This window comes from Winogradskyella helgolandensis, assembly GCF_013404085.1.
Taxonomy (GTDB): domain Bacteria; phylum Bacteroidota; class Bacteroidia; order Flavobacteriales; family Flavobacteriaceae; genus Winogradskyella; species Winogradskyella helgolandensis.
In genome coordinates this window covers 55,759-77,560 of sequence record NZ_JABFHO010000002.1, presented here as the reverse complement: position 1 = coordinate 77,560, position 21,802 = coordinate 55,759, and the positions used below count along the sequence as shown (strand labels likewise).

Genomic DNA, 21,802 nt, shown 5'->3' with positions numbered 1-21,802 from the left:
TTTTAACGGCTTCACTTAGCTATAAGATTAGCTTTGTAAATAATTGACGACCAACACAACTATGTTAAGAAAAATTATTTTATCTGTTTTAGGAGTTGCTTTAATAATAGGTGCCTTCATTTTTGCCAATTATCTTATTGATAATAAACACAAACCAAAGCCTGTTATACCTAAGGTTGTTAAAACTGTTCTTGTAGATACGGTTAAGAATACAACAATCCCAATTATGATTTCTGCTAATGGTAATCTCACGGCAATGCAGCGTGTAGAGTTGTATTCTGAAGTCCAAGGGATTTTTAAAATCGGATCAAAACTTTTTAAACCAGGTGAGAAATTTAGTAAAGGGGAAACATTAATACGTTTAGATGCTTCCGAATATTATGCGAGTGTACAATCGGCTAAAAGTGAATTGTATAATAGTATTGCTGCTATAATGCCGGATTTACGTTTAGATTTTCCAGATGTATTTCAAAAATGGCAAACCTATTTAAATGGTTTCGACTTAAATAAATCAACACCAAAATTACCAGAAATTTCAGGAGAAAAAGAAAACTACTTCATTACTGGTCGTGGTATAGTAAGTGCTTTTTATAATGTTAAGAATTTAGAACAACGATTAACAAAATATAGAATTTTAGCACCATTTTCAGGAATTTTAACAGAAGCTTTAGTAACAGAAGGAACGTTTGTAAGAAGTGGTCAGAAGCTAGGGGAATTTATTAATCCTTCAGTTTATGAAATGGAAGTCGCCATCAGTAAATCTTTTGCCGATATTTTAAAAGAAGGAGAAAGCGTTACCCTAACGAGTCTAGATAAGACTAAAACCTATGAGGGTAAAGTGTCGCGCGTTAACGGCAGTATTGATGCTACAACTCAAACTATAACTGTCTACATTGAAGTAAAACATTCAGACCTTAAAGAAGGCATGTATCTTGAAGCGAATCTAAATGCAGAAAAGGTTGAAGATGCCATAGAAATTGATAGAAACCTATTATTAGAGAGTCAGGAGATTTATGTAGTAAAAGATAGTTTGCTTGATGTCATTGCTGTAAAACCAGCACATTTTTCTAATACAAGTGTGGTGTTAAAAGAAGTTCCAAATGGCACTATAATTTTAAGAAAACCAGTTCCTGGTGCTTACGCTGGTATGCATGTTAGGGCAGAGGGTGAAACAACTAAATCCTCAGATTCTATTCAATAATGAGAAAGATAATTGAATATTTCATAAGGTATCATGTTGCAGTAAATGTATTAATCCTTGCATTTGTTATTTTTGGTCTTATAGGTGCTTTGTCTTTAAAGTCATCATTCTTCCCGCTTACAGAAACTAAAATTATCACTGTTAGTATTGCCTATCCTGGTGCTTCACCACAGGAAATTGAAGAGGGTATTGTACTTCAAATTGAGGATAACTTAAAAGGATTAAAAGGTGTTGATCGTGTAACGTCTACGTCATTAGAAAATAGTGGAACTATAACCGTAGAAATTGAAAAGGGGGAGAATATCGATTTTATGCTGCTTGAAGTTAAGAATGCAGTAGATCGTGTACCGTCATTTCCTACAGGTATGGAACCTTTAGTGGTTTCTAAACAAGAAATTGTTAGAGAAACCATTTCCTTTGCTATAAGCGGAGAGAATATACCTTTGGTTACTTTAAAGCAATTAGCACGTCAAGTTGAAACTGATTTAAGGGGAATTGAAGGGATTTCACAAATTGAATTATCAGGTTTTCCTGAAGAAGAAATAGAAATAGCCGTTAACGAAATAGATTTATTGGCATATAATCTCACCTTTGACGAGGTTGCATCAGCAGTTAGTAGTGCTAATATTTTAGTGACAGGTGGAAATGTAAAAACCGTTGCCGAAGAATATTTAATTAGAGCCAACAACAGACAATATTATGGTAATGAGCTTTTAAATATTATCGTAAGAGCATCTTCTGATGGTAAAGTAATTCGTTTAAAAGATGTGGCGATTATACGAGATCGTTTTTCCGAAACACCAAATGCCTCGTATTTCAATGAGAATTTAGCGGTAAATATTGCAATTACTAGTACTAATAATGAGGATTTAATTTCTTCTGCAGATAAAGTAAATGAGTATATTGAGGAATACAATCAAATGTATAACAACGTACGATTAGAAGTTATTAATGATAGATCCATCACCTTAAAACAGCGCACACAATTATTAGCTGAAAATGCCATTGCAGGTATGTTATTGGTATTGCTGTTTCTATCTATATTTTTAAATACCAGATTAGCGTTATGGGTTGCCTTTGGCTTACCGATTTCGTTTTTAGGAATGTTTATTTTTGCCTCTCAATTTGATGTTACTATTAACGTTCTATCGCTTTTTGGTATGATTATCGTCATTGGTATTTTGGTAGATGATGCCATTGTTATTGCTGAAAATATTTATCAGCATTACGAAAAAGGTAAAACACCAATTCAAGCCGCAATAGACGGAACCATGGAAGTTATTCCTCCTGTTGTGTCAGCTATTATAACAACGGTTTTAGCGTTTTCATTATTTTTCTTTCTAGACAGTAGAATAGGTGAGTTTTTTAGTGAAGTTGCTGTTATTGTGATTTTAACACTTATAGTTTCCTTAATGGAAGCACTCATTATTCTGCCTGCGCATTTAGCACATTCTAAGGCCTTAAGAGCTCAAAAAGTAAATGACAATCCTTCTAAAACAAAACAATTCTTCTCATTTATGAGGTTTATGAATAAAGGAGGAGATCGTTTCATGTCTTTTTTAAGAGATAAGGTTTATACTCCTACTTTGGATGTTGTTTTAAAATTTAAGCTGTTATCACTTGGTATATTTGTTGCCTTATTGGTTTTAACTATTGGTTCTCTAGGTGGAGGTGTGATTGGAGTCACTATATTTCCTAGAATAGCCAGTGATGCTGCCAACATAGAATTGGTAATGCCAGCCGGAACCAACGTGAAGATTACAGATTCTATCATTTCTTTGATTGAAGAAAAGTCATTCATCGTTAATCAAGAGCTCACAGAAAAATATTTAAAAGGTACAGGTAAACAATTATTTGAAAATACAATTGTTGATATCAACAGTAGCTCTAGTGCAAGACTTAGAATAAACTTATTACCAGGCGAAGAACGGCCAGATGAAATAAAGGCAGATTTAGTTACTAATAGGTTACAAGAATTGGTAGGTCCAGTAATTGGAACCGAACGTCTTATCTATGGTTCTGGAGGTAATTTTGGCGGAAGTCCTGTGTCAGTATCTTTACTAAGTAATAATATTGAAGAACTAAAAGCGTCTAAGATAGAACTAAAGAAGTATTTGGAAACAAATCCATTACTTAAGGATATCGGAGATAATGATCCTGCTGGTATAAAAGAGATTCGTTTAGAGTTAAAGGAAAGTGCTTATTTATTAGGTCTAGATTTAAGAACCGTAATGACGCAAGTCCGTTCTGGATTTTTTGGCTCACAAGCACAACGTTTTCAGCGTGGACAAGATGAAATTAAAGTTTGGGTACGTTACGATAGAGAGAATAGAAGTTCCATTAACGATTTAGATGCTATGCGAATCGTAACACCAACAGGAGAGCGTGTTACTTTAAAGGATATTGCAAACTATAGTATTGCTAGGGGAGATGTGGCAATAAATCACTTGGAAGGTAAACGCGAAATTCAGGTTTATGCGGATTTAAAAGATCCAAGCACAAGTAATACAGATATTTTAGATGATATTAAAACGGTTTTCATTCCTCAATTACAATCTAAATACCCAACTATTAATGCTTCATTTGAAGGTCAGAATAGAGAAAAAGACAAACTAGTTGGTTCTTTAGGTGTTGCTGGTCCAATTATTTTATTATTAATATATATCACTATTGCATTTACATTCAGAAGTTACTCACAGCCATTATTGCTTTTACTTTTAATCCCATTTAGCTTAACAGCAGTAGCTTGGGGACATTGGTTATTAGGTTTTCAAGTTAATATTTTATCACTTCTAGGGATTATTGCTTTAATTGGTATTATGGTTAATGATGGTTTAGTTTTGATAGGAAAATTTAATAGTAATTTAAAAGAAGGAATGTCTTTTGATTTGGCTTTATCTGAAGCTGGAAAATCGCGTTTTAGAGCTATATTCTTAACATCATTAACAACGGTTGCCGGTTTAGCACCTTTATTATTGGAAAAAAGTAGACAAGCCCAATTCTTAAAACCAATGGCTATTTCTATTTCATTTGGTATTGCTTATGCTACTATTCTAACCTTGTTGGTTTTACCTTTGTTTTTATCGTTTAGTAACAGTATAAAACAAAATAGTAAGTGGTTGGCAACCGGAAATAAAGTGACTAAAGAAGAGGTAGAACGTGCAATAAAAGAACAAAATGAAGCAAATGATCACTAAAATCAAACTTACGTTTCTGTTTTTTGCATGCAGCATTAGTTTGCAGGCGCAAGAACTTTTAACTAAAGAGCAGGCGGTTTCTTCAGCTCTAGATAATAATTATGGAGTAAAAATCGCAAATAATGCTGTAACAGTTGCTGAAAATAATACGAGTATTTTTAACACAGGATTTTTACCAACACTAACCGGTAGTGCTGGTGCAAATTATAGTTTAGATGATTCAGAGGTCTCATTTTCGGATGGAAGGGCAGATGCGGTTTTAAAAGGTGCAGAAAGTTCAAGCTATAATGCTAGTGTGAGTTTAAATTATACACTTTTTGATGGTTTAGGTAGGCGTTATAATTACAAACGCTTAAAAGAGCAGTATCAATTATCAGAATTACAAGCAAGAGAAACTATAGAGATTACAATACTTCAGTTATTTTCTGTGTATTATAATGTGGCTCAACTTTCCGATAATCTAAATGCCTTAGAGGAAACGCTTAATAATACGAAAGATAGATTAATACGCGCTGAGTATCAGTTTGAATATGGTCAAAACACCAAGTTAGAAGTACTAAATGCTGAAGTCGATATTAATACTGATAGTATTAACATTATTAATACAAAGCAAGATATAAAAACGGCTAAGCGCGACTTAAAATTAGTTTTAGGGGAAGCGTATTCTAATGATTTTAATGTTGAAACAGAGGTTGAGTTTACACTTCAGTTTCAAAAAGAAAGTTTATTTGAAAAAGCAAAGTCTCGTAATGTTGCATTGCTTCAAACAGAAAAAAATATAGCTATTAGCCAACTAGATATAAATTCGGGTAAGTCGGGATATTTACCAACAGTTGGGTTATCAGGTTCGTATGGTTGGAATAGGAATAATAATAATGCGGCTTCACAAGTACTATCCTTAATTGGGACAGGATTATCAGCAGGAGTTAATTTAAACTGGAATCTGTTTGATGGTGGAGCAACTATAACTAGAGTAAAGAATGCAAAAGTAAATCTTGAAACACAAAAGCTTCAAAAAGAAAGCATTTTACTAAATATAGAACGCGACTTTAATAATGCTTGGGATAATTACCAGAATAAACTTGAAATTTATAATATTCAAGAAAAAAATATTGTAACGGCTCAGAATAATTTTGATCGTACACAAGAAAAATTTAAAATAGGCCAAGTTAATTCTATTGAATTTAGACAGGCTCAGGTTAACTTACTTAATGCAGAATTAAGTCGAAATCAAGCTAAATTCGCCGCAAAATTATCTGAATTAGAAGTGCTTCAAATTAGTGGAGAGTTGCTAAATGTTCAATTTTAAATTGAAACGATTATGGATGAGTATTTCTTTCAATGTCCATACTGTTGGGAACGGATTTCTATGCTCATAGATTTATCTCAAAGCCATCAAAATTATATTGAGGATTGTGAAATTTGTTGTAATCCAATGCAGATAACAGCAGCGATTAAGTATCAAAATATTGTAAGTTTTGAGGCTAAAAGCATTGAACAGTGATATCCTTAAAGTGGTGATTTGTAGTTAATTGTGTTTTTAGGAGTGCATTTCGTCGAAAAAATTTGCCGTTTATTGATAATATAAGTAAATTCGTATTGTTATTGTGTCCCTCCACAAAATCCTATAACTATGAAGACACTTAAAATAACACTAGTATTCTGCTTAATTTCATTACTCTCATTTGCAGAAGTTTCGAAAGACCAAAAGACGGCACTTGTAGATTTATACAACGCGACTAATGGTGATTCTTGGAGTCAATCTTGGGATTTAGAGGAACCAGTTTCAACATGGCATGGTTTAACTATCGAAGATGATAATATTGTTGCCATCAACTTAAGTTTTAATGGCTTAAAAGGAAGCCTTCCAGAGTCTATCTCAAAATTAAAACACTTAAAAGTACTTAACTTATCATTCAATAAATTAAGTGGTGAATTACCAAGTTCTTTAGTGCGCATGATTAACTTAGAAGAGTTAAAATTATTTTCTAATATTTTTAGCGGTAAAATCCCTTCCGATATTGGAAATTTATCTAATTTGAAATCATTAGAATTATTTAATAATGATTTTTCTGGTGAGATTCCTGCATCTATAGGAAGCTTAACAAACTTAGAAAACTTAATATTAAGTAGTAATCAATTAATGGGAACACTTCCATCAAGCTTATCGAGTTTAAAATCTTTAAAAGTATTAAGCGTATTTGATAACCAATTATTAGGGAAGATTCCTTCATCTATTGGTGGTCTTGTAGAGTTAGAAGAATTAGTATTATCGAATAATGCATTTTACGGTGATCTTCCAAACGAGTTAGCACAGCTTACAAATCTGAGAACATTACTGTTAGGCGATAATCAATTTAAAGGTAATTTTGCAGCCTTAAAAGATAAGCTTCCGAATATTGTTGATTTTGATTTAGATGAAGTTAATAGAAAAGGAGCATTAGCAACATTAGATACTGAAGACGACGACGATTAATTTTTTGCCATAATAAATTAGGGACAATGACGCTCAAATTAAAATTGAGCGTTATTTTTTTGTTTAAATTTTGGTATTCGAAAAAAAGTATTATCTTTGCAGTCCTAAAATGATTGAGTCGGCATTATGAACCGAAAGTTAAGAGCTAAGACATTCATTTTTTGATTAAATCGCGGGATAGAGCAGTAGGTAGCTCGTCGGGCTCATAACCCGAAGGTCACTGGTTCGAGTCCAGTTCCCGCTACAAGGCGAAAGCTATTAAAATCAACGGATTGTGTCTCACAATCCGTTTTTTTATGTCTTCTTTTTTCTTACTTTTACAAAACGTACACGATATCGTACACGTTTTTCCAATGAAATCTAATTATTCAGATCCTAAATTATTTACAGGTGGTGTAGATATTAACTCATGGTCAAAGCTGTCCAAAAAGGAAAAAATGGAAGCTTTGAATAAGGATTGGTATATTTATTATTCTTTCCGAAATCCTAAAACTGGTAAACTTGTAAGACAAACCAATATTAAAGGTGGTGTAAATAGATACAAGGATAAACGAACGCGTTACCATCTTTTAAAAGTATTAAAGCAAAGCTTAGAGATTGTATTACAAGAAGGATTTAATCCTTACAAGGATAATGAAACTTTGGTTGAGCATCTACAAAACAAAATAGATGGTAAGACATCTAAAACTGAGAAATCTACATTAGTTACAACCGTTGTTGAATCAACACCTCAGAAACAAATTGAAACTACTATTTTAGAGGCTTTTAAATTGGCTCTTGAATTAAAGGAAAAAGCAATGGCTGCTAGTTCCTTTGTAAGATATAAAAGTCGTATTAATAGATTCAAGAAATGGTTGCTAGAAAATGAATTTAAGGAGAAGGATGATATCGATTGTATTACAAAAAAAACGGTAATACAATATTTGAATTCAATATTATTGAATTCTAGTCCTAGGAATAGAAATAATTCACGTACAGATATTGCTTCATTTTTTCAAATACTAGAGGATAATGATTTAATAAAAGAAAATTTCGTTAAAAAAATTAATGTATTACGTAGTAGTCCTAAACGTAATAAGACATATAAGCCAGAAGAAGAGCAGGCTATTTTTAATTATTTAAAGGAGAATGATAAACTTTTATATTTATTTGTAAGGTTTGTTTATTATGGTGCTTTAAGGCCTATAGAGGTTTGTAGGCTTAAGATAGGGGATTTAGATATTCAGGATAAAAAAATTTATGTTAAAGCGAAAAACCAACCTATTAAGATTAAAATCATCCCTGAAATTTTATTAAATGAATTACCAGATTTATCTTCCTATCTCAAAAGTAATTGTTTATTTACCCAAACTCAAATAGGAGGTATTTGGGAAGCTTCTGACGATAGCAAAAGAGATTACTTTACGAAACAATTTAAGAAAGTAAAAGATATTTTTAGCTTAGGTAAGGATTACGGTCTTTATAGTTTTCGGCATACTTTTATTACAAATTTATATAGAGAAATGGAAAAAACAGCCTCTCCTTTTGAGGTGAAAAGTAAATTAATGTTAATCACAGGTCATACTTCAATGTCCGCATTAGAGAAATATCTTAGAGATATTGATGCGGCATTGCCAGAGGACTATTCTGAATTATTAAAGTAAATGAAATTTAAATACTTAGGAATTATAGATGATCCAAATTATGAAATTGGTACTTTAAAAGAAAAGAATTCATACTTAATAGATAAAGAACTATATATATTAAGTTATACTAGTAAATCTAAACCTAAAAAGGATCCAAAAAAGTTGGGGGTAAAGTCGTTATTTTTTGAGTTATCCGAAGAAAAAATAGATTATATACCATCAATGGAAGTAAGGGATGAGTTTTATAATTTTATTAAAGATAAATATAAAGCCGCCTTAGTATATCCAAGTGTAATGTTTGATAAGGAGTTCAGTAGAGAAACTTTTGGTATAAACTCTAAGTCTAAAATTAGATCAATAGCATTAAAAAAATTTAATATAATCTTTGAAGAGAATTGTTCTTCGACTTATCATTCCATGAAGGATAGATTTTATGCACTCTCACTTAACCGTGAAACTTTTAAATATAAATTAGCAGCGAACAGAGATATGGTTGAAGCTTATCTATTAGGAAACGAAAACTTTTTCAATCGTAGTCTTTATGAAAATTCGGAATTACTCATAGATATTTTAAATTTTGAGGGGTATTTACAGGTGCTTATCACTCTTAATCGAGAACATGAATTTCAATACGATAATTATTTCACACCTAAACCATTACATTTATTATTATATGAAGCGATAGGTCCTAAAGTAAATATTAAACAGGCTAAATTTATAGATTCATACATTTCAGACATAACTGAAAAACATCATTCATATTTGACTGTATTATATAGATTTTTAATAGATAATTTGCAATTGGATATTAAGGAAAAAACTATTAGAGCAGCAATTATGGAAGTATATGATATTAAAGTTGGTCGATTTAAAAGGTCCGATTCTAGTAATTTAGAATATTATAATAAATTTCAAAAGTGTGAAGATAATTGGAGTTCTTTTAACTCTTTAGAGGACTAGAAAACTAAATGTCCCTAATCCACCATTTTTGTCCCTAAATAGGGGTGTTTGTCCCTAAATGTCCCAACTTATGTACTTGTTTTACATGGTAAATGGTTCTTAATTGTAAGAAATTAAAAATCATTTATTATGCAATTAAAATTATACATCCAAAAGTTAAATTATGTGATTTATCTTTTGGAAATTCTTACCCGTTCTATTTCAAAGGAACAAATCAAAGATTCGAGTACTTCGTTAGAGAGTACATTAAAAATAGAAGGACAATATTTCACTTCTAAGGAAGCATGCTATTTTCTAAAATGTAGTTATACAACACTATGTGAAATTTCAAAACGCGGAGAAATAGACACCTATGGTTGTGGTGTAAACATGTGTTTTAAAAAGTCTGACATATTAAGTTTTTTAATAAAACAATAGGACTATGGAGACTAAAATTAATTTAAGAATAGAGTACAATATAAAAGAAAAACTTGATGAATATGCTTCTCAGGAAGGTATGCATTTGTCAGAATATATTCGAAATATATTCAGAAATCATGTTGGTATAAAATCTGAAGTTAGTGAAGAGGTATACATTGACTTACCAAAAACACTAATTAAAAATACATTTAATGAATATGAGAAATCTTTTGATTTCACGTATTTATTAACATGGCTTTTTCACAAGTACATTTTTCCCTTAGGTTCCAATAACAAAGATGTTATTAAAACATTAAAGCAACGGGTTGAACGTACAATCAACGAAAGTAGTTTTAGTCAAGAATTAAAGTTGGAGTTTGTGAAGGTTCTAAATGATATCAACCGTTTTTTGGTTGAATCTGAATATGAAAAAAAGCAGTTTTATTTTCCATTGAAGAATCATCACTTGTCATTTAACTACGACATGCTGATGAATGAAATATGGTCTAAAAATCATTAATTATGACATTTATTAATGATATTCATAAGGAATTTAGTGCAGATTTAAATAAGAATCAAGCTTCATTAGATGCTCTAGAGCATAAAGATAATTGCTTAATAATAAAAACAGCAAACAAGTGGATTGATGAAGCGAAAAACCGTCCAATTCCAAATATGCTATTTAGTGAATTTTGGTATGAGAATGAATTGTGTATACTTTTTGCTGATACCAATCTTGGTAAATCGGTTCTTGCAGTTCAAATTGCGGATAGTATTAGCAAAGGTGTTGCAATTCATGGGTTTAAGTATGAATCAGAACCAAAGAAGGTGCTCTATTTAGATTTTGAGTTGTCTGACAAGCAACTTGAAAAACGTTGTTCAGATAATTACAATAATCACTATAAGTTTCATCATAATTTTTACAGAGCTGAGCTTAATAGAGATTTAGAACTTCCTAAGACTGTAAAGACAATTGAAGAATATTTGTGTCAAAGTTTATCGCAATATATCGATGATTATAATATCGAGGTAATTATAGTAGATAATCTCACTTATCTCAATAGTGATAATGAAAAAGCTAAGGACGCGCTTGGTCTAATGAAATTTTTGAATAAACTAACAAAAAATAATAGCATTTCTATTCTGGTTTTATGTCATACTCCAAAACGCTACGATTCTAAACCAATTACTAATAACGATGTTTCGGGTAGCAAAATGCTTATGAATTTTTGTGACAGTTCTTTTGCAATTGGTCGAAGTGCTAAAGATCATAGTTTAAGATATATAAAGCAAATTAAGCAGCGTAATACAGAACACATGTATCATGCAGAAAATGTTATTACATGTACTATTGGACAAGATTATAATTTTTTACAGTTTGAGTTTCTTGAGTTTGGAGCTGAATCAGAGCATTTACAGAATTTCAAATCTAACGACTTGGATCAGCGAGATGCAGACATGATGAATTTAATAGCTCAAAATAAGTCTAATGTTGAAATTGGTAAAGTATTAGGTATTACAGAAGGAGCAGTAAGAAAAAGAAAAAAAGCATTGAATCTTTAATCAATGAACGCTAATGATGTATATAATATAGCTAAAGCACTTCCAGAGGAAGAGCTTATCAGGTTATATAATATGCTCGACATTAGTGTTAGACCTAAAACTAAAATTAAGAAAAAAAGAAAGCCACTTCCTGAATTTACAGTTAATGACGGTATTCGTTTTTTACTAAAGAATCATTTCAATAAAATAAAAACGCAATAAGAAACTCGTACCATTCGTACCATAATTTAGGTACGAATGGTACGAGTTCAGTTTAAAATGACTTATAAATACACTTTAGACAGAACTAGTAAGAAGTTTAATTGCCCATCTTGTGGTAAGAAAACCTTAGTGTGTTACATTGAAGTAGAAACAAGCAAATATTTAGAATCTACAATAGGACGATGCGATAGAGAGTCTAAGTGTGCGTATCACAAAAGTCCTAACGGTAATAAAATAATTACATCTAGTGTATTACAGAAAATAGAAGAGCCATCTAGCCATGATGATAATGTTATTGGTGGTTATGGACGTAATTATAGTAACAATAATTTTGTGCAATACTTAAGACAATATTTCTGTACTACAGATATCGAAGGGGTAATAAGGAAATATTTTATTGGCACGTCGACGTATTGGAAAGGAGCAACCATATTTTGGCAAGTGGACCATCAAATGAATGTATGTGCAGGAAAAGTGATGTTATATAACGGTAAAAACGGTAAAAGAGTTAAGAAACCACGCGTATTTATCAACTGGATGCATAAGGTATTACAGATAGATGATTTTGTATTACAACAATGTTTGTTTGGAATACATAATTTATGCGATTACAAGAAAGGAGATACTATATGCATTGTTGAGTCTGAAAAAACGGCTATAATTATGAGCTTATTTTACCCTAGTTATTTGTGGTTAGCTACTGGGTCGAAAACGAATTTGAAATTATCAGTGTTAAAACCATTGAAAGACTATAAAATTATAGTTTATCCAGATAAGTCGGAATACAAAAGCTGGAATACAAAAGTGGAAGGTTTTCAAAAAATGGGATATACTATAATTTGTAGTGACTTTTTAGAAGATTTTAAAGCATGTGAAGGTACTGATCTTGCAGATGTTATGATTTAATGCCGTAAGTAATTTATCTGTTTGTTTTTAAATATGGAAAACCGTAATACAATTTTATTGGTTTTTCTTATCTTTAAAATCCCTTAGAATTATCCCCTGTTTACTATTTTATTTTAAACTTATTTAGATCTCTAAATTAGATTATGAACGCATCTCAAATAGAGAAAAACGTAATAGCATTAGTTGAAAACTTCAATAAAGAAGAATTTGTATTCGACTTACTGAAAGCTTACGGTATTTCTAAAACATCAATAACACGTTTAAAAAAAGGAGACTTTAATTTATCTAAAGTTGATGGAGAAGTACTTTATAAAAGTAAAATGCTTTTTAAAGAAGTAGAATCTGGTACTTTATTAAATACTATTGACGAATTAACTAAAGATACAGATTCATTAAAACACAATCCAAGATTTGTAATTGTAACAGATTATAAAACATTATTAGCAAAAGATATAAGAACAGGCTTAGCGTTAGATACACCTATTCTCGAAATTCATAAACATTTTGGTTTCTTTCTACCTTGGGCAGGTCAAGAAAAATATGCTCAAAAAAATGAGAATTATGCAGATAGAAAAGCGTCATACAAAATGGCGAAGCTCTATGGTATATTAGTTACTGAAAACCCAAACATATACGATGATGGTGGTCATAATTTAAATATATTCCTATCTCGTTTATTATTTTGTTTTTTTGCAGAAGACACAGATATTTTTCCAATTGAGGGAATGTTTACAGATACATTAGAGCAACATACTCAAAAAGATGGAAGCGATGCACATACATTTTTAGATAGGCTTTTTAAAGTTTTAAACACAGAAGACAATAGTAAAGAGGCAGATCCTTTTAATAAATTCCCATATGTAAATGGCGGTTTGTTTGGTGGTAAATCTTTTAGCTCACCAATTTTTAATAAAGAAGCACGAAAAATAATTATTGAGTGTGGCGATTTAGATTGGAGCGAAATCAATCCAGATATTTTTGGTTCTATGATACAGGCAGTAGTAAATCCTGCATATCGTAGTGGTTTAGGGATGCATTATACTTCTGTGCCTAATATTATGAAGGTAATAGAACCTTTATTTTTAAATGAATTAAACGAAGAATTTGAAAAGCATTTTAATGATGTAAAAAAACTAAATAAACTCATTAACAGAATTGCAAAAATTAAAGTGTTTGATCCTGCTTGTGGTAGTGGTAATTTTTTAATTATTGCTTATAAACAATTAAGGCGATTAGAAATAAAGATTTTAGCAAGAATCTATGAAGTTAATCATCAGCTTAATTTAGGTTTTCCTGATGTATATACTAAAATTAAACTCTCTCAATTTTATGGTATAGAATTAGACGATTTTGCACACGAAATGGCAATTTTATCTTTATGGTTAGCAGAACACCAAATGAATAAAGAGTTTGTTAGTGAACTTCACGATTATGGTAAAGCGGAAGATATTTTACCGCTTAAAGAAGCAGGTAATATCACACAAGGGAATGCTACGCGCTTAAATTGGGAGGATACCTGTCCTAAAAGTGAAGATGATGAAATTTATATTTTTGGGAATCCACCTTACCTCGGTTATAGCCGTCAAGATGAACACCAAAAAGAAGATATGAAAATTGTCTTTTCTTCAATAAAAAATTACAAAAAACTTGATTATATAGCTTGTTGGTTTTTCAAAGCTGCTGATTATATTCAAAACACCAAGAACCTGTTTGCATTTGTTTCAACAAATTCTATCTCACAAGGAGAACAAGTATCTATTTTGTGGCCATCAATATTTAATAAAAATCTTGAGATTTCATTTGCCCATCAATCTTTTAAATGGACAAATAATGCAAAAGGTAATGCGGGTGTTTCTGTAATAGTAATTGGAGTTACAAGATGCACAAAACAATTAAAGAAAATATATTTAGATAACAACTATATTTTGTCAGATAGTATTAATGCATACCTAGCACCTGGAAGAAATGTTTTTGTCCAGCCTCAAAAAAAAACACTTTCGAAGCTACCACTAATGATGCAAGGTTGTGCGCCAACAGATGATGGAAATTTAATATTTAGCGAAAATGAAAAAGATAGATTAATTGAAAAACATCCTGAAATTAGTGAACTTTTTAGGAGTTTTCTGGGTGCTAATGAATTTATGAAAGGTCAGAAAAGGTATTGCTTATGGATTAATGAAGAGAATAAGGAGTTGGCATATTCGATACCTGAAATAAGCGAAAGATTTGAAAAATGTAAAATTTTTAGGTTAAAAAGTAAGAAGCTTGCAACTAATAGAAAAGCTGAGACGCCTCACGAATTTGATGAAAACAGGCATCAAGAAACAGATTCAATTGTAATACCAAAAACAGGTTCAGAAAGAAGGAATTATATTCCAATTGGGTTTTTAAATTCAGAAACAATTGTTTCTAATGCTACGAGAGTAATCTATGATGCTGAATTTTGGTTGTTTGGATTAATTTCTTCAAGAATGCATATTGTTTGGGTAAAAGCTGTGGCAGGAAGATTAAAAAATGATATGCAATATTCTGTTACTTTATGCTATAATACATTTCCTTTCCCAGAAATCAATCAAAAGCAAAAAGAGCAAATCAATCTACACGTTTTTGAAGTATTAGAAGAACGAGAAAAACATTCAGGTAAAACCTTGGCGCAATTATACGACCCTGATAAAATGCCTAAAGGTTTAAGGGAAGCGCATCATCAATTAGATTTAGCAATAGAACGTTGTTATCGTTTAAAACCATTTGAGAGTGATACAGAACGTTTAGAATATCTTTTTAAAGAATATGAGAAGATGATAAATAAAAATACCTTGTTAGAAAAACCAAAAAGAACACGTAAAAATAATACGTAAAAAGAAAGTTAAATGAGAAGGTTTATCGGATTAATATATAGATATGAAGGCGACTACAAGGATATAATTATCGAAACTCATGAAGTTAACGAGATAACTCGTGCTATATTAAGTGACAATATTTTTAAAATGAGTTATACACTTCTTGATAATGATACAAGTGTTCAGATTAATTTAAAATCTAAAGATGGATTCGCATTCTCTGGGTCTTCAAAATTAATGGGTGATGATGGCTTTGCAGGCAAAATTGATTTGAACTTTTATAGTAATAAGACAAAAAGTATATTGATAGGGAAGTGGATTGAAGATGGAGAAATAGACACTTGTATTATAGAATTAGAGGAAGTAAAAGAATTTAAAGATTAATTATGCCAGATATAGTACACGTAAAATACCAACAAACAGGTAAAAGTAAAAGTACCAATGAATATGGTATGAGAGAAATGCAACAGAAAGCATTTGAGGCTCGTACTGCTCAATATTTATTAATTAAAGCACCGCCAGCTTCTGGTAAATCTCGTGCCTTAATGTTTATAGGTTTAGATAAATTAATAAATCAAGATATTAAAAAAGTAATTGTAGCAGTTCCCGAAAGGTCTATTGGTAGTTCGTTTGCTAAAACAGAATTAAAGAAATATGGTTATTTTGCGGATTGGGAACCTAATCCAAGATATAATTTATGTACACCTGGTTTAGAAAAAAGTAAAGTAACAGCATTTTTAAACTTTTTAGAAAGTGATGAAAAAATACTAATCTGTACACATGCTACTTTACGTTTTGCATTTGATGCCATAGACGAAAAACAACTCAATGATTGTTTATTAGCAATAGATGAATTTCATCACGTATCGGTAGATGGGGATAACAAGTTAGGTATTGTACTAAGTAGTATAATGGATAAATCTACTGCTCACGTAGTAGCAATGACAGGTTCTTTCTTTAGAGGAGATTCTGTACCCATTTTATTACCAGAAGATGAAGCTAAATTCACAAAAGTTAAGTACGATTATTACCAACAATTAAATGGTTATAATTATTTAAAGTCTTTAGGTATTGGCTATCATTTTTATCAAGGTAGATATACATCAGCTATTCACGAAGTATTAGATGAAAACAAAAAGACAATAATTCATATACCAAGTGTAAATTCAGGGGAATCTGAAAAAGATAAATACGAAGAAGTGAATAGAATTGTTGACGGTTTAGGTGAGTTGGATTATCAAGACCCAGATACAGGTGTTTTATATGTAATAAGTAAGGCTACAGGTAAAACGCTAAAGATTGCAGATTTAGTCCACGATAACCAAAAGGATAGAGATAAAATACAAGAGTATTTGCGTAATGTAACAAGTGTAGATGATATAGATATTATCATAGCATTAGGTATGGCAAAAGAAGGGTTTGATTGGCCATATTGCGAACACGCTTTAACTGTTGGTTATAGAGGTTCATTAACAGAAATTATTCAAATTATAGGTAGAGCAACAAGAGATAGTGAAAACAAATCACATTCTCAGTTTACCAATTTAATAGCACAACCGGATGCAGAAGATGATTTAGTAAAATTATCAGTAAATAATATGCTAAAAGCTATTACTGCGTCATTGTTAATGGAGCAAGTGTTAGCACCTAATTTTAAATTTAAACCAAAATTTCCAGACGAAGAAGAAGAGGATGATTCAGAGGATGATGAAAATACTATAAAAATAAATGGCTTTAAGTTACCAAGTTCACAAAGAGCAAAAGATATTATTGAAAGTGATATTAATGACTTAAAAGCAAAAATAATGCAAGATGATACAATGCTAAAGGCAATGCCTGGTAATGTAGACCCAGAAGTCATTAATAAAGTATTAATACCAAAAATTATTAAAGAAACCTATCCAGACTTATCTGATGAAGAAGTAGAAGCTGTACGTCAACATATTGTGGTAGATTCTGTAATAAAAAACGGTACTATTGAAGAAGTAGGAGATAAACGCTTTATTCGTATGGCAGATAGTTTTGTAAATATTGATGATATAAATATAGATTTAATAGATACAATCAATCCATTTCAAAAGGCATTTGAAATATTATCTAAATCGGTAACAGCATCAGTATTTAAAGCAATCCAAGAAACTATTGATGCTACAAGAATAACAATGACTGATGAGGAAGCAATTATATTGTGGCCTAAAATAAAAAACTGGATAGCAAAAACAGGAGAACAACCAAGTATTCAATCTTTCGACCCACAAGAAAGACGTTTAGCAGAAGCAATTATATTTTTAAAAGAGCAAAAGCGTAAAGCCCAAGCAAATGAGTAAAAAGAAAACATTAAAAGATATATTTAATGATGATGAGTTTGGTATTTTAGATTCTAAACCTAAAAACTCTAATGTAAAAACGGAAGATGAACGCTTGATTGAATCGTTCCAAGATATTAATATCTTTTTTGAAAAAAATAATCGTGAACCAGAAGCAACTAATGTTACTGAGTTTAAACTACTATCAAGATTAAAAGCATTAAGAAAAGATGTTAAAAAAGTGCAGATATTAAAGCCTTATGATTCACATAATCTATTAAATACTAAAGAAGAAGTAAAGTCAGTAACAGATATATTAAATGATGATGATTTAGGGATATTAGATACAGATGAGACTCAATCTATTTTTAAATTGAAACATGTAAAGCATTCTTCAGAAAGAGCAGATTCTGATTTTGTTGCTCAACGAAAAGCAATGAAAAATGAAGATTTTGTACCTTATGAAACACAATTTAAAAAAGTACATAAAGAATTGAAAGATGGTAAACGTAGCTTATCATCTTACGCAAAAGCTGGCTCTAATTTAGAGGCAGGTTCTTATTATATTTTAAATGGTATGTTGCTCTTTTTGGAAGAAGCAAATATTGAAACAGAGAATGTAACATTACCATCAGGTAACAGGTTACGTAAAGATGGTCGTACTCGTATTGTTTTTGAAAATGGTACGTTTAGTAACATGAAGTATCGTTCGTTAGACAAAGCGCTTTTACACAAGGATAATGATGGTAGAATTGTATCTCATACTGAAACTGAAATCGATAAAAAGTTGTTTAATAATGTAAATTCTGTAAATGAAGAAGATTCAGAATCTGGATGGATTTATATTCTAAAATCAAAATCTATTAATCCAAAAATATCTTCTATTGAGAATTTATATAAAATTGGGTTTTCAACAGTACCTGTTCAAGAGCGTATTAAAAATGCTTCCAAAGAACCTACATATTTAATGTCTGACGTTGTTATTGTAGATGGTTATAAATGTTATAATATGAATACTCAAAAGTTTGAACACTTAATACATCGCTTTTTCGCAGAAGTATGTTTAAACATTGATATATATGACGATAAAGGAAGAAGAATAACACCAAGAGAATGGTTTGTTGTGCCTTTGCCTATAATTGATAAAGTTATTCAATTGGTATTGTCAGGCGAGATTGTGGGCTATAGATATGATAGTATTAATATGATATTGATTAAAAAGTAAATATGAGAATATCTGAAAATAAAATCGTTAAAGAACAAATTGATTCTTATTTAGTAAAGTACTACACTAAATTAAGTTTTTTATTTATAGCTTTAGCAGTATTCGGAGGCTTATTCTTATTACTTCCTGCTTTTCTTACTAATAATTATGATTTCAAAAATTTAGGACCTATCGGAGATTTAGTAGGCGGATTTTTAAATCCAATCATAGGAGTAGTTGCAGCACTATTAACTTTTTTAGCATTCTATATTCAATATCTAGCAAACCTTCAAGTTCAAGAACAATTTAAAATTCAACAATTTGAATCTCAGTTTTATAAAATGTTAGATCTTCATAAAGATAATATCAATGAAATGAAAGTAACATTTTTTGATCACGTTACCTCGCAAGAATTTGCAATAGGAATCGATAAAAAAATTATACCTGATAAAAAATTAATCTCTTCTGAGGTTTTTAGATCCGTGGAAGGTAGAAAGTTGTTTCATGGAATGGTTAGGGAATTAGAATCAATAATTCAAGTTGTAATAGAAGAATCAAATAAATATTTAGGAAAGGATATTTCTAATTATCCAAATATTTATGAGTATCTATTAAATTATGCCTATAGAATCTTCTTTTTTGGATTAGGCTCTGAACAAGCTTCTTTGCGAGTTTGTTTTCAGATGTTAGATACTAATGTAACTTTAAAATTAATTAAAATTCAAGGGAAGTTTTATGAGAGGCACAAATTAGGAGTAACAAATAGGCAAAGTTCACATCAATTTAGTTTTTATCCTTTTGAAGGACATGAATCAAGGCTATCTCATTATTATAGAAATCTGTATGCCATAGTTAAAATGGTTACAACTAAATATGCAGGGGGATACGGTACAAAAGATTATTATGTAGCTAGAAATTACTTAAAAATTTTAAGAGCGCAGCTTTCTAATTCAGAACAACATCTACTGTATCTAAATTATAGAATTGGTTTTGGTAAAGATTGGAATAGTATAAAACCACGTAACACTAATTATCTTACTACTTATAGAATGATTCATAATATTCCAGTGGATAGAATTACTATCCCTGAAAGTCCAAGAAAACACTTTGAAGCTTATATAAAAGGAAATGAGGTAAGCAGAAAAGACACTCTTTTTGAGTGGGGAGATTACGATTGATAAAAGAGATAAAGTATTAGAAGTTTTTGAGACAAAATAGATGTTTAATAAGTCTAGCTATATAGAATTTATAGTTGGTGAAATCTCTAATAAGAAGAAGACAGATATGAGTATAAAATGGCAATTTGCAGAACATACAGAACTTAATGATATTGTTGGTTTTAAAGACAATGACATTGAGAAATTTGGTATAAATCCAGCTAAATCTATCGTAAGAGAAGCTATTCAAAATTCTTGTGATGCTTTAGATATAGACAATGAACAAACTCAAGTGGAAGTCGTTATTAAAACTGGTTCTATTAAAAAGTCTGGGTTGCCAAATTTTAGTGCAATAGAAGATCATATAAAAGCTTGTGTAAATTTTGAGAATGACGAAGCAGAAAATGAGGAAATACAGCGTCATATAGAAGCTTTTTCTAAAGATTCATATTCCTATTTAGAAATTTCCGATTACAATACAACAGGTATGGGGTCAAAACCCTTTCAAAGTTTAACACAAGGTATATTTAAATCTACAAAAGCTACATCAGGTTCTCAAGGTAGTAAAGGCGTAGGTAAAGCAGCTTATTATGCAAGTTCTTATTTACGCACTATGTTGGTTTCTACAAAAAATGAAGAAGGCAACAGATATCGTGGTGCAGCAAAACTTTCAAATCACGTTAGTCCTTTTGATGTTGGCACGCAATATAATTACAAAGGGTTTTATGGAGATCTTTCTGTAAAACAAAACTCAGAAATTCCATCACTATTTCAACGCGATAAAAAAGGAACTTCAGTTTTTGTCATAGGGTTTTGGGATATTGCAGATTTTAGAGGAGAAGTAATTCGTGAGGTTTTACGAAATTATTGGTTTGCTATTGCAGAAGAACAATTAATTGTAAGAGTAGAGGATGAAACTATAAATGCAGAGAGGATTGAAGGTTATATTAATTTTTATTTTCGAGATTATAGAGATTATAAATCAGGTAATAAACAAAACCCAAGATCATTTTTTGAAGTTTATAAAAATGGAACAACTTATACAAAACACATTGCAAATATTGGTAATTGTAAATTGTGGTTACATAAAAATGAAGCGTACAATTTAGGAGCAGTTGCAAGATTTAGGCAAACAAAAATGTTGATTTTTAAAGAAAATGATCTAGATGCTGGTTTTGCAGGTATTTTTTTATGTGATAATACAGAGGGAAATGCATTTTTAAAAAACATAGAAAATGATGCACACGATACATGGAACCCTAACTTAAATCACAGCGTTACAGAACAAGCAAAAATAACTTTAGGTGAGATTAAAGAGTTCATTAGAGAAAAATATATACTGTATTCTGGTTTAGGGAATCAAAGCTCTTTTAATATCGATGCGCTAGATAATCTTTTTAGTTTTTCTGGAGGAAATATAGTTAGTAAGCAAAAGAAGGATGGTGATAGAATAAAGCCAGAACCTTCAGAAGATACAAAAGATCGTTTAATTGGAAAGCATTCTTTTAAGGCAATTTATAGTAATGGTAAATATGTTTATCGGCTTAAATTCAATTCAAAAAAAGCAGCAAATAATCAAAGATTTAAAATTAGTATTGGAACTGATTCAAGTAAGGATGTTATTAATATTATCAATGCTTCCAATGGTAGTATTGAAGGTAATACTTTAGAATTAGATGTAAAGAAAGGAGAAAACATTGTGAATACTATTGAGTTAGATTGCCCTTACTTAGTCGCTCCTTCAATTACAACTTTAAACAAATAAGC

18 protein-coding genes and 1 tRNA gene are annotated in these 21,802 nt (G+C 30.7%); all 19 read left to right on the top strand.

What is annotated here, in order from left to right; all coding sequences use genetic code 11:
• Positions 1 to 61: 61 nt before the first annotated feature.
• The 19 genes from HM992_RS19025 to HM992_RS18935 all read left to right on the top strand — a co-directional run bounded on the left by HM992_RS19025 (position 62) and on the right by HM992_RS18935 (position 21,800).
• Entirely contained in the window at positions 62 to 1,201 is a 1,140-nt protein-coding gene (locus HM992_RS19025; RefSeq protein WP_179321195.1) for an efflux RND transporter periplasmic adaptor subunit, read from the top strand.
• Positions 1,201 to 4,398, top strand: coding sequence for an efflux RND transporter permease subunit (locus tag HM992_RS19020; RefSeq protein ID WP_178983636.1), 3,198 nt, complete (start codon positions 1,201 to 1,203; stop codon positions 4,396 to 4,398). The genes HM992_RS19025 and HM992_RS19020 overlap by 1 nt, the downstream gene beginning before the upstream one ends.
• Positions 4,388 to 5,707: a TolC family protein gene (locus HM992_RS19015; protein ID WP_179321194.1), complete on the top strand. Its 1,320-nt coding sequence runs from the start codon at positions 4,388 to 4,390 to the stop codon at positions 5,705 to 5,707. The genes HM992_RS19020 and HM992_RS19015 overlap by 11 nt, the downstream gene beginning before the upstream one ends.
• 12 nt (positions 5,708 to 5,719) lie before the next feature.
• Positions 5,720 to 5,902, top strand: coding sequence for a CPXCG motif-containing cysteine-rich protein (locus HM992_RS19010; protein WP_178983638.1), 183 nt, complete (start codon positions 5,720 to 5,722; stop codon positions 5,900 to 5,902).
• A gap of 129 nt (positions 5,903 to 6,031) precedes the next feature.
• Positions 6,032 to 6,874, top strand: coding sequence for a leucine-rich repeat domain-containing protein (locus tag HM992_RS19005; protein ID WP_179321193.1), 843 nt, complete (start codon positions 6,032 to 6,034; stop codon positions 6,872 to 6,874).
• A 171-nt stretch (positions 6,875 to 7,045) separates the two neighbouring features.
• Positions 7,046 to 7,118 (top strand) — tRNA-Met (locus tag HM992_RS19000).
• Positions 7,119 to 7,227: 109 nt separating this feature from the next.
• Positions 7,228 to 8,517, top strand: a complete 1,290-nt coding sequence (locus tag HM992_RS18995; protein ID WP_229720569.1) for a tyrosine-type recombinase/integrase — start codon at positions 7,228 to 7,230, stop codon at positions 8,515 to 8,517.
• Positions 8,518 to 9,459: a hypothetical protein gene (locus HM992_RS18990; protein ID WP_179321191.1), complete on the top strand. Its 942-nt coding sequence runs from the start codon at positions 8,518 to 8,520 to the stop codon at positions 9,457 to 9,459. It abuts the gene before it with no gap.
• 129 nt (positions 9,460 to 9,588) lie between these two features.
• Complete coding sequence (locus HM992_RS18985; protein ID WP_179321190.1) at positions 9,589 to 9,876, top strand: helix-turn-helix domain-containing protein; 288 nt, start codon at positions 9,589 to 9,591, stop codon at positions 9,874 to 9,876.
• Positions 9,877 to 9,880: 4 nt separating this feature from the next.
• Positions 9,881 to 10,378, top strand: coding sequence for a DUF6364 family protein (locus HM992_RS18980; RefSeq protein WP_179321189.1), 498 nt, complete (start codon positions 9,881 to 9,883; stop codon positions 10,376 to 10,378).
• 2 nt (positions 10,379 to 10,380) lie between these two features.
• Positions 10,381 to 11,421: an AAA family ATPase gene (locus HM992_RS18975; RefSeq protein ID WP_179321188.1), complete on the top strand. Its 1,041-nt coding sequence runs from the start codon at positions 10,381 to 10,383 to the stop codon at positions 11,419 to 11,421.
• A gap of 3 nt (positions 11,422 to 11,424) precedes the next feature.
• Complete coding sequence (locus tag HM992_RS18970) at positions 11,425 to 11,622, top strand: hypothetical protein (RefSeq protein ID WP_092466805.1); 198 nt, start codon at positions 11,425 to 11,427, stop codon at positions 11,620 to 11,622.
• A 36-nt stretch (positions 11,623 to 11,658) separates the two neighbouring features.
• Positions 11,659 to 12,528: a DUF6371 domain-containing protein gene (locus HM992_RS18965; RefSeq protein WP_229720568.1), complete on the top strand. Its 870-nt coding sequence runs from the start codon at positions 11,659 to 11,661 to the stop codon at positions 12,526 to 12,528.
• A gap of 143 nt (positions 12,529 to 12,671) precedes the next feature.
• A complete protein-coding gene (locus tag HM992_RS18960; RefSeq protein ID WP_179321187.1) occupies positions 12,672 to 15,386 on the top strand; it encodes a class I SAM-dependent DNA methyltransferase in 2,715 nt (904 codons plus the stop codon).
• A gap of 12 nt (positions 15,387 to 15,398) precedes the next feature.
• Positions 15,399 to 15,752 (top strand): hypothetical protein, encoded by a 354-nt coding sequence (locus HM992_RS18955; protein WP_179321186.1) that lies wholly within the window; start codon positions 15,399 to 15,401, stop codon positions 15,750 to 15,752.
• 2 nt (positions 15,753 to 15,754) lie between these two features.
• Entirely contained in the window at positions 15,755 to 17,695 is a 1,941-nt protein-coding gene (locus tag HM992_RS18950; RefSeq protein WP_179321185.1) for a DEAD/DEAH box helicase, read from the top strand.
• The gene (locus HM992_RS18945; RefSeq protein ID WP_179321184.1) at positions 17,688 to 18,899 is read left to right on the top strand and encodes a GIY-YIG nuclease family protein; all 1,212 of its coding nucleotides are present in this window, start codon (positions 17,688 to 17,690) and stop codon (positions 18,897 to 18,899) included. Before HM992_RS18950 ends, HM992_RS18945 begins: the two co-directional genes overlap by 8 nt.
• A gap of 2 nt (positions 18,900 to 18,901) precedes the next feature.
• The gene (locus HM992_RS18940) at positions 18,902 to 20,056 is read left to right on the top strand and encodes a putative phage abortive infection protein (RefSeq protein ID WP_179321183.1); all 1,155 of its coding nucleotides are present in this window, start codon (positions 18,902 to 18,904) and stop codon (positions 20,054 to 20,056) included.
• A gap of 40 nt (positions 20,057 to 20,096) precedes the next feature.
• Positions 20,097 to 21,800 carry a hypothetical protein gene (locus HM992_RS18935; protein ID WP_179321182.1) on the top strand — a complete coding sequence of 568 codons (1,704 nt, stop codon included), beginning with the start codon at positions 20,097 to 20,099 and terminating at the stop codon, positions 21,798 to 21,800.
• Positions 21,801 to 21,802 lie beyond the last annotated feature (2 nt).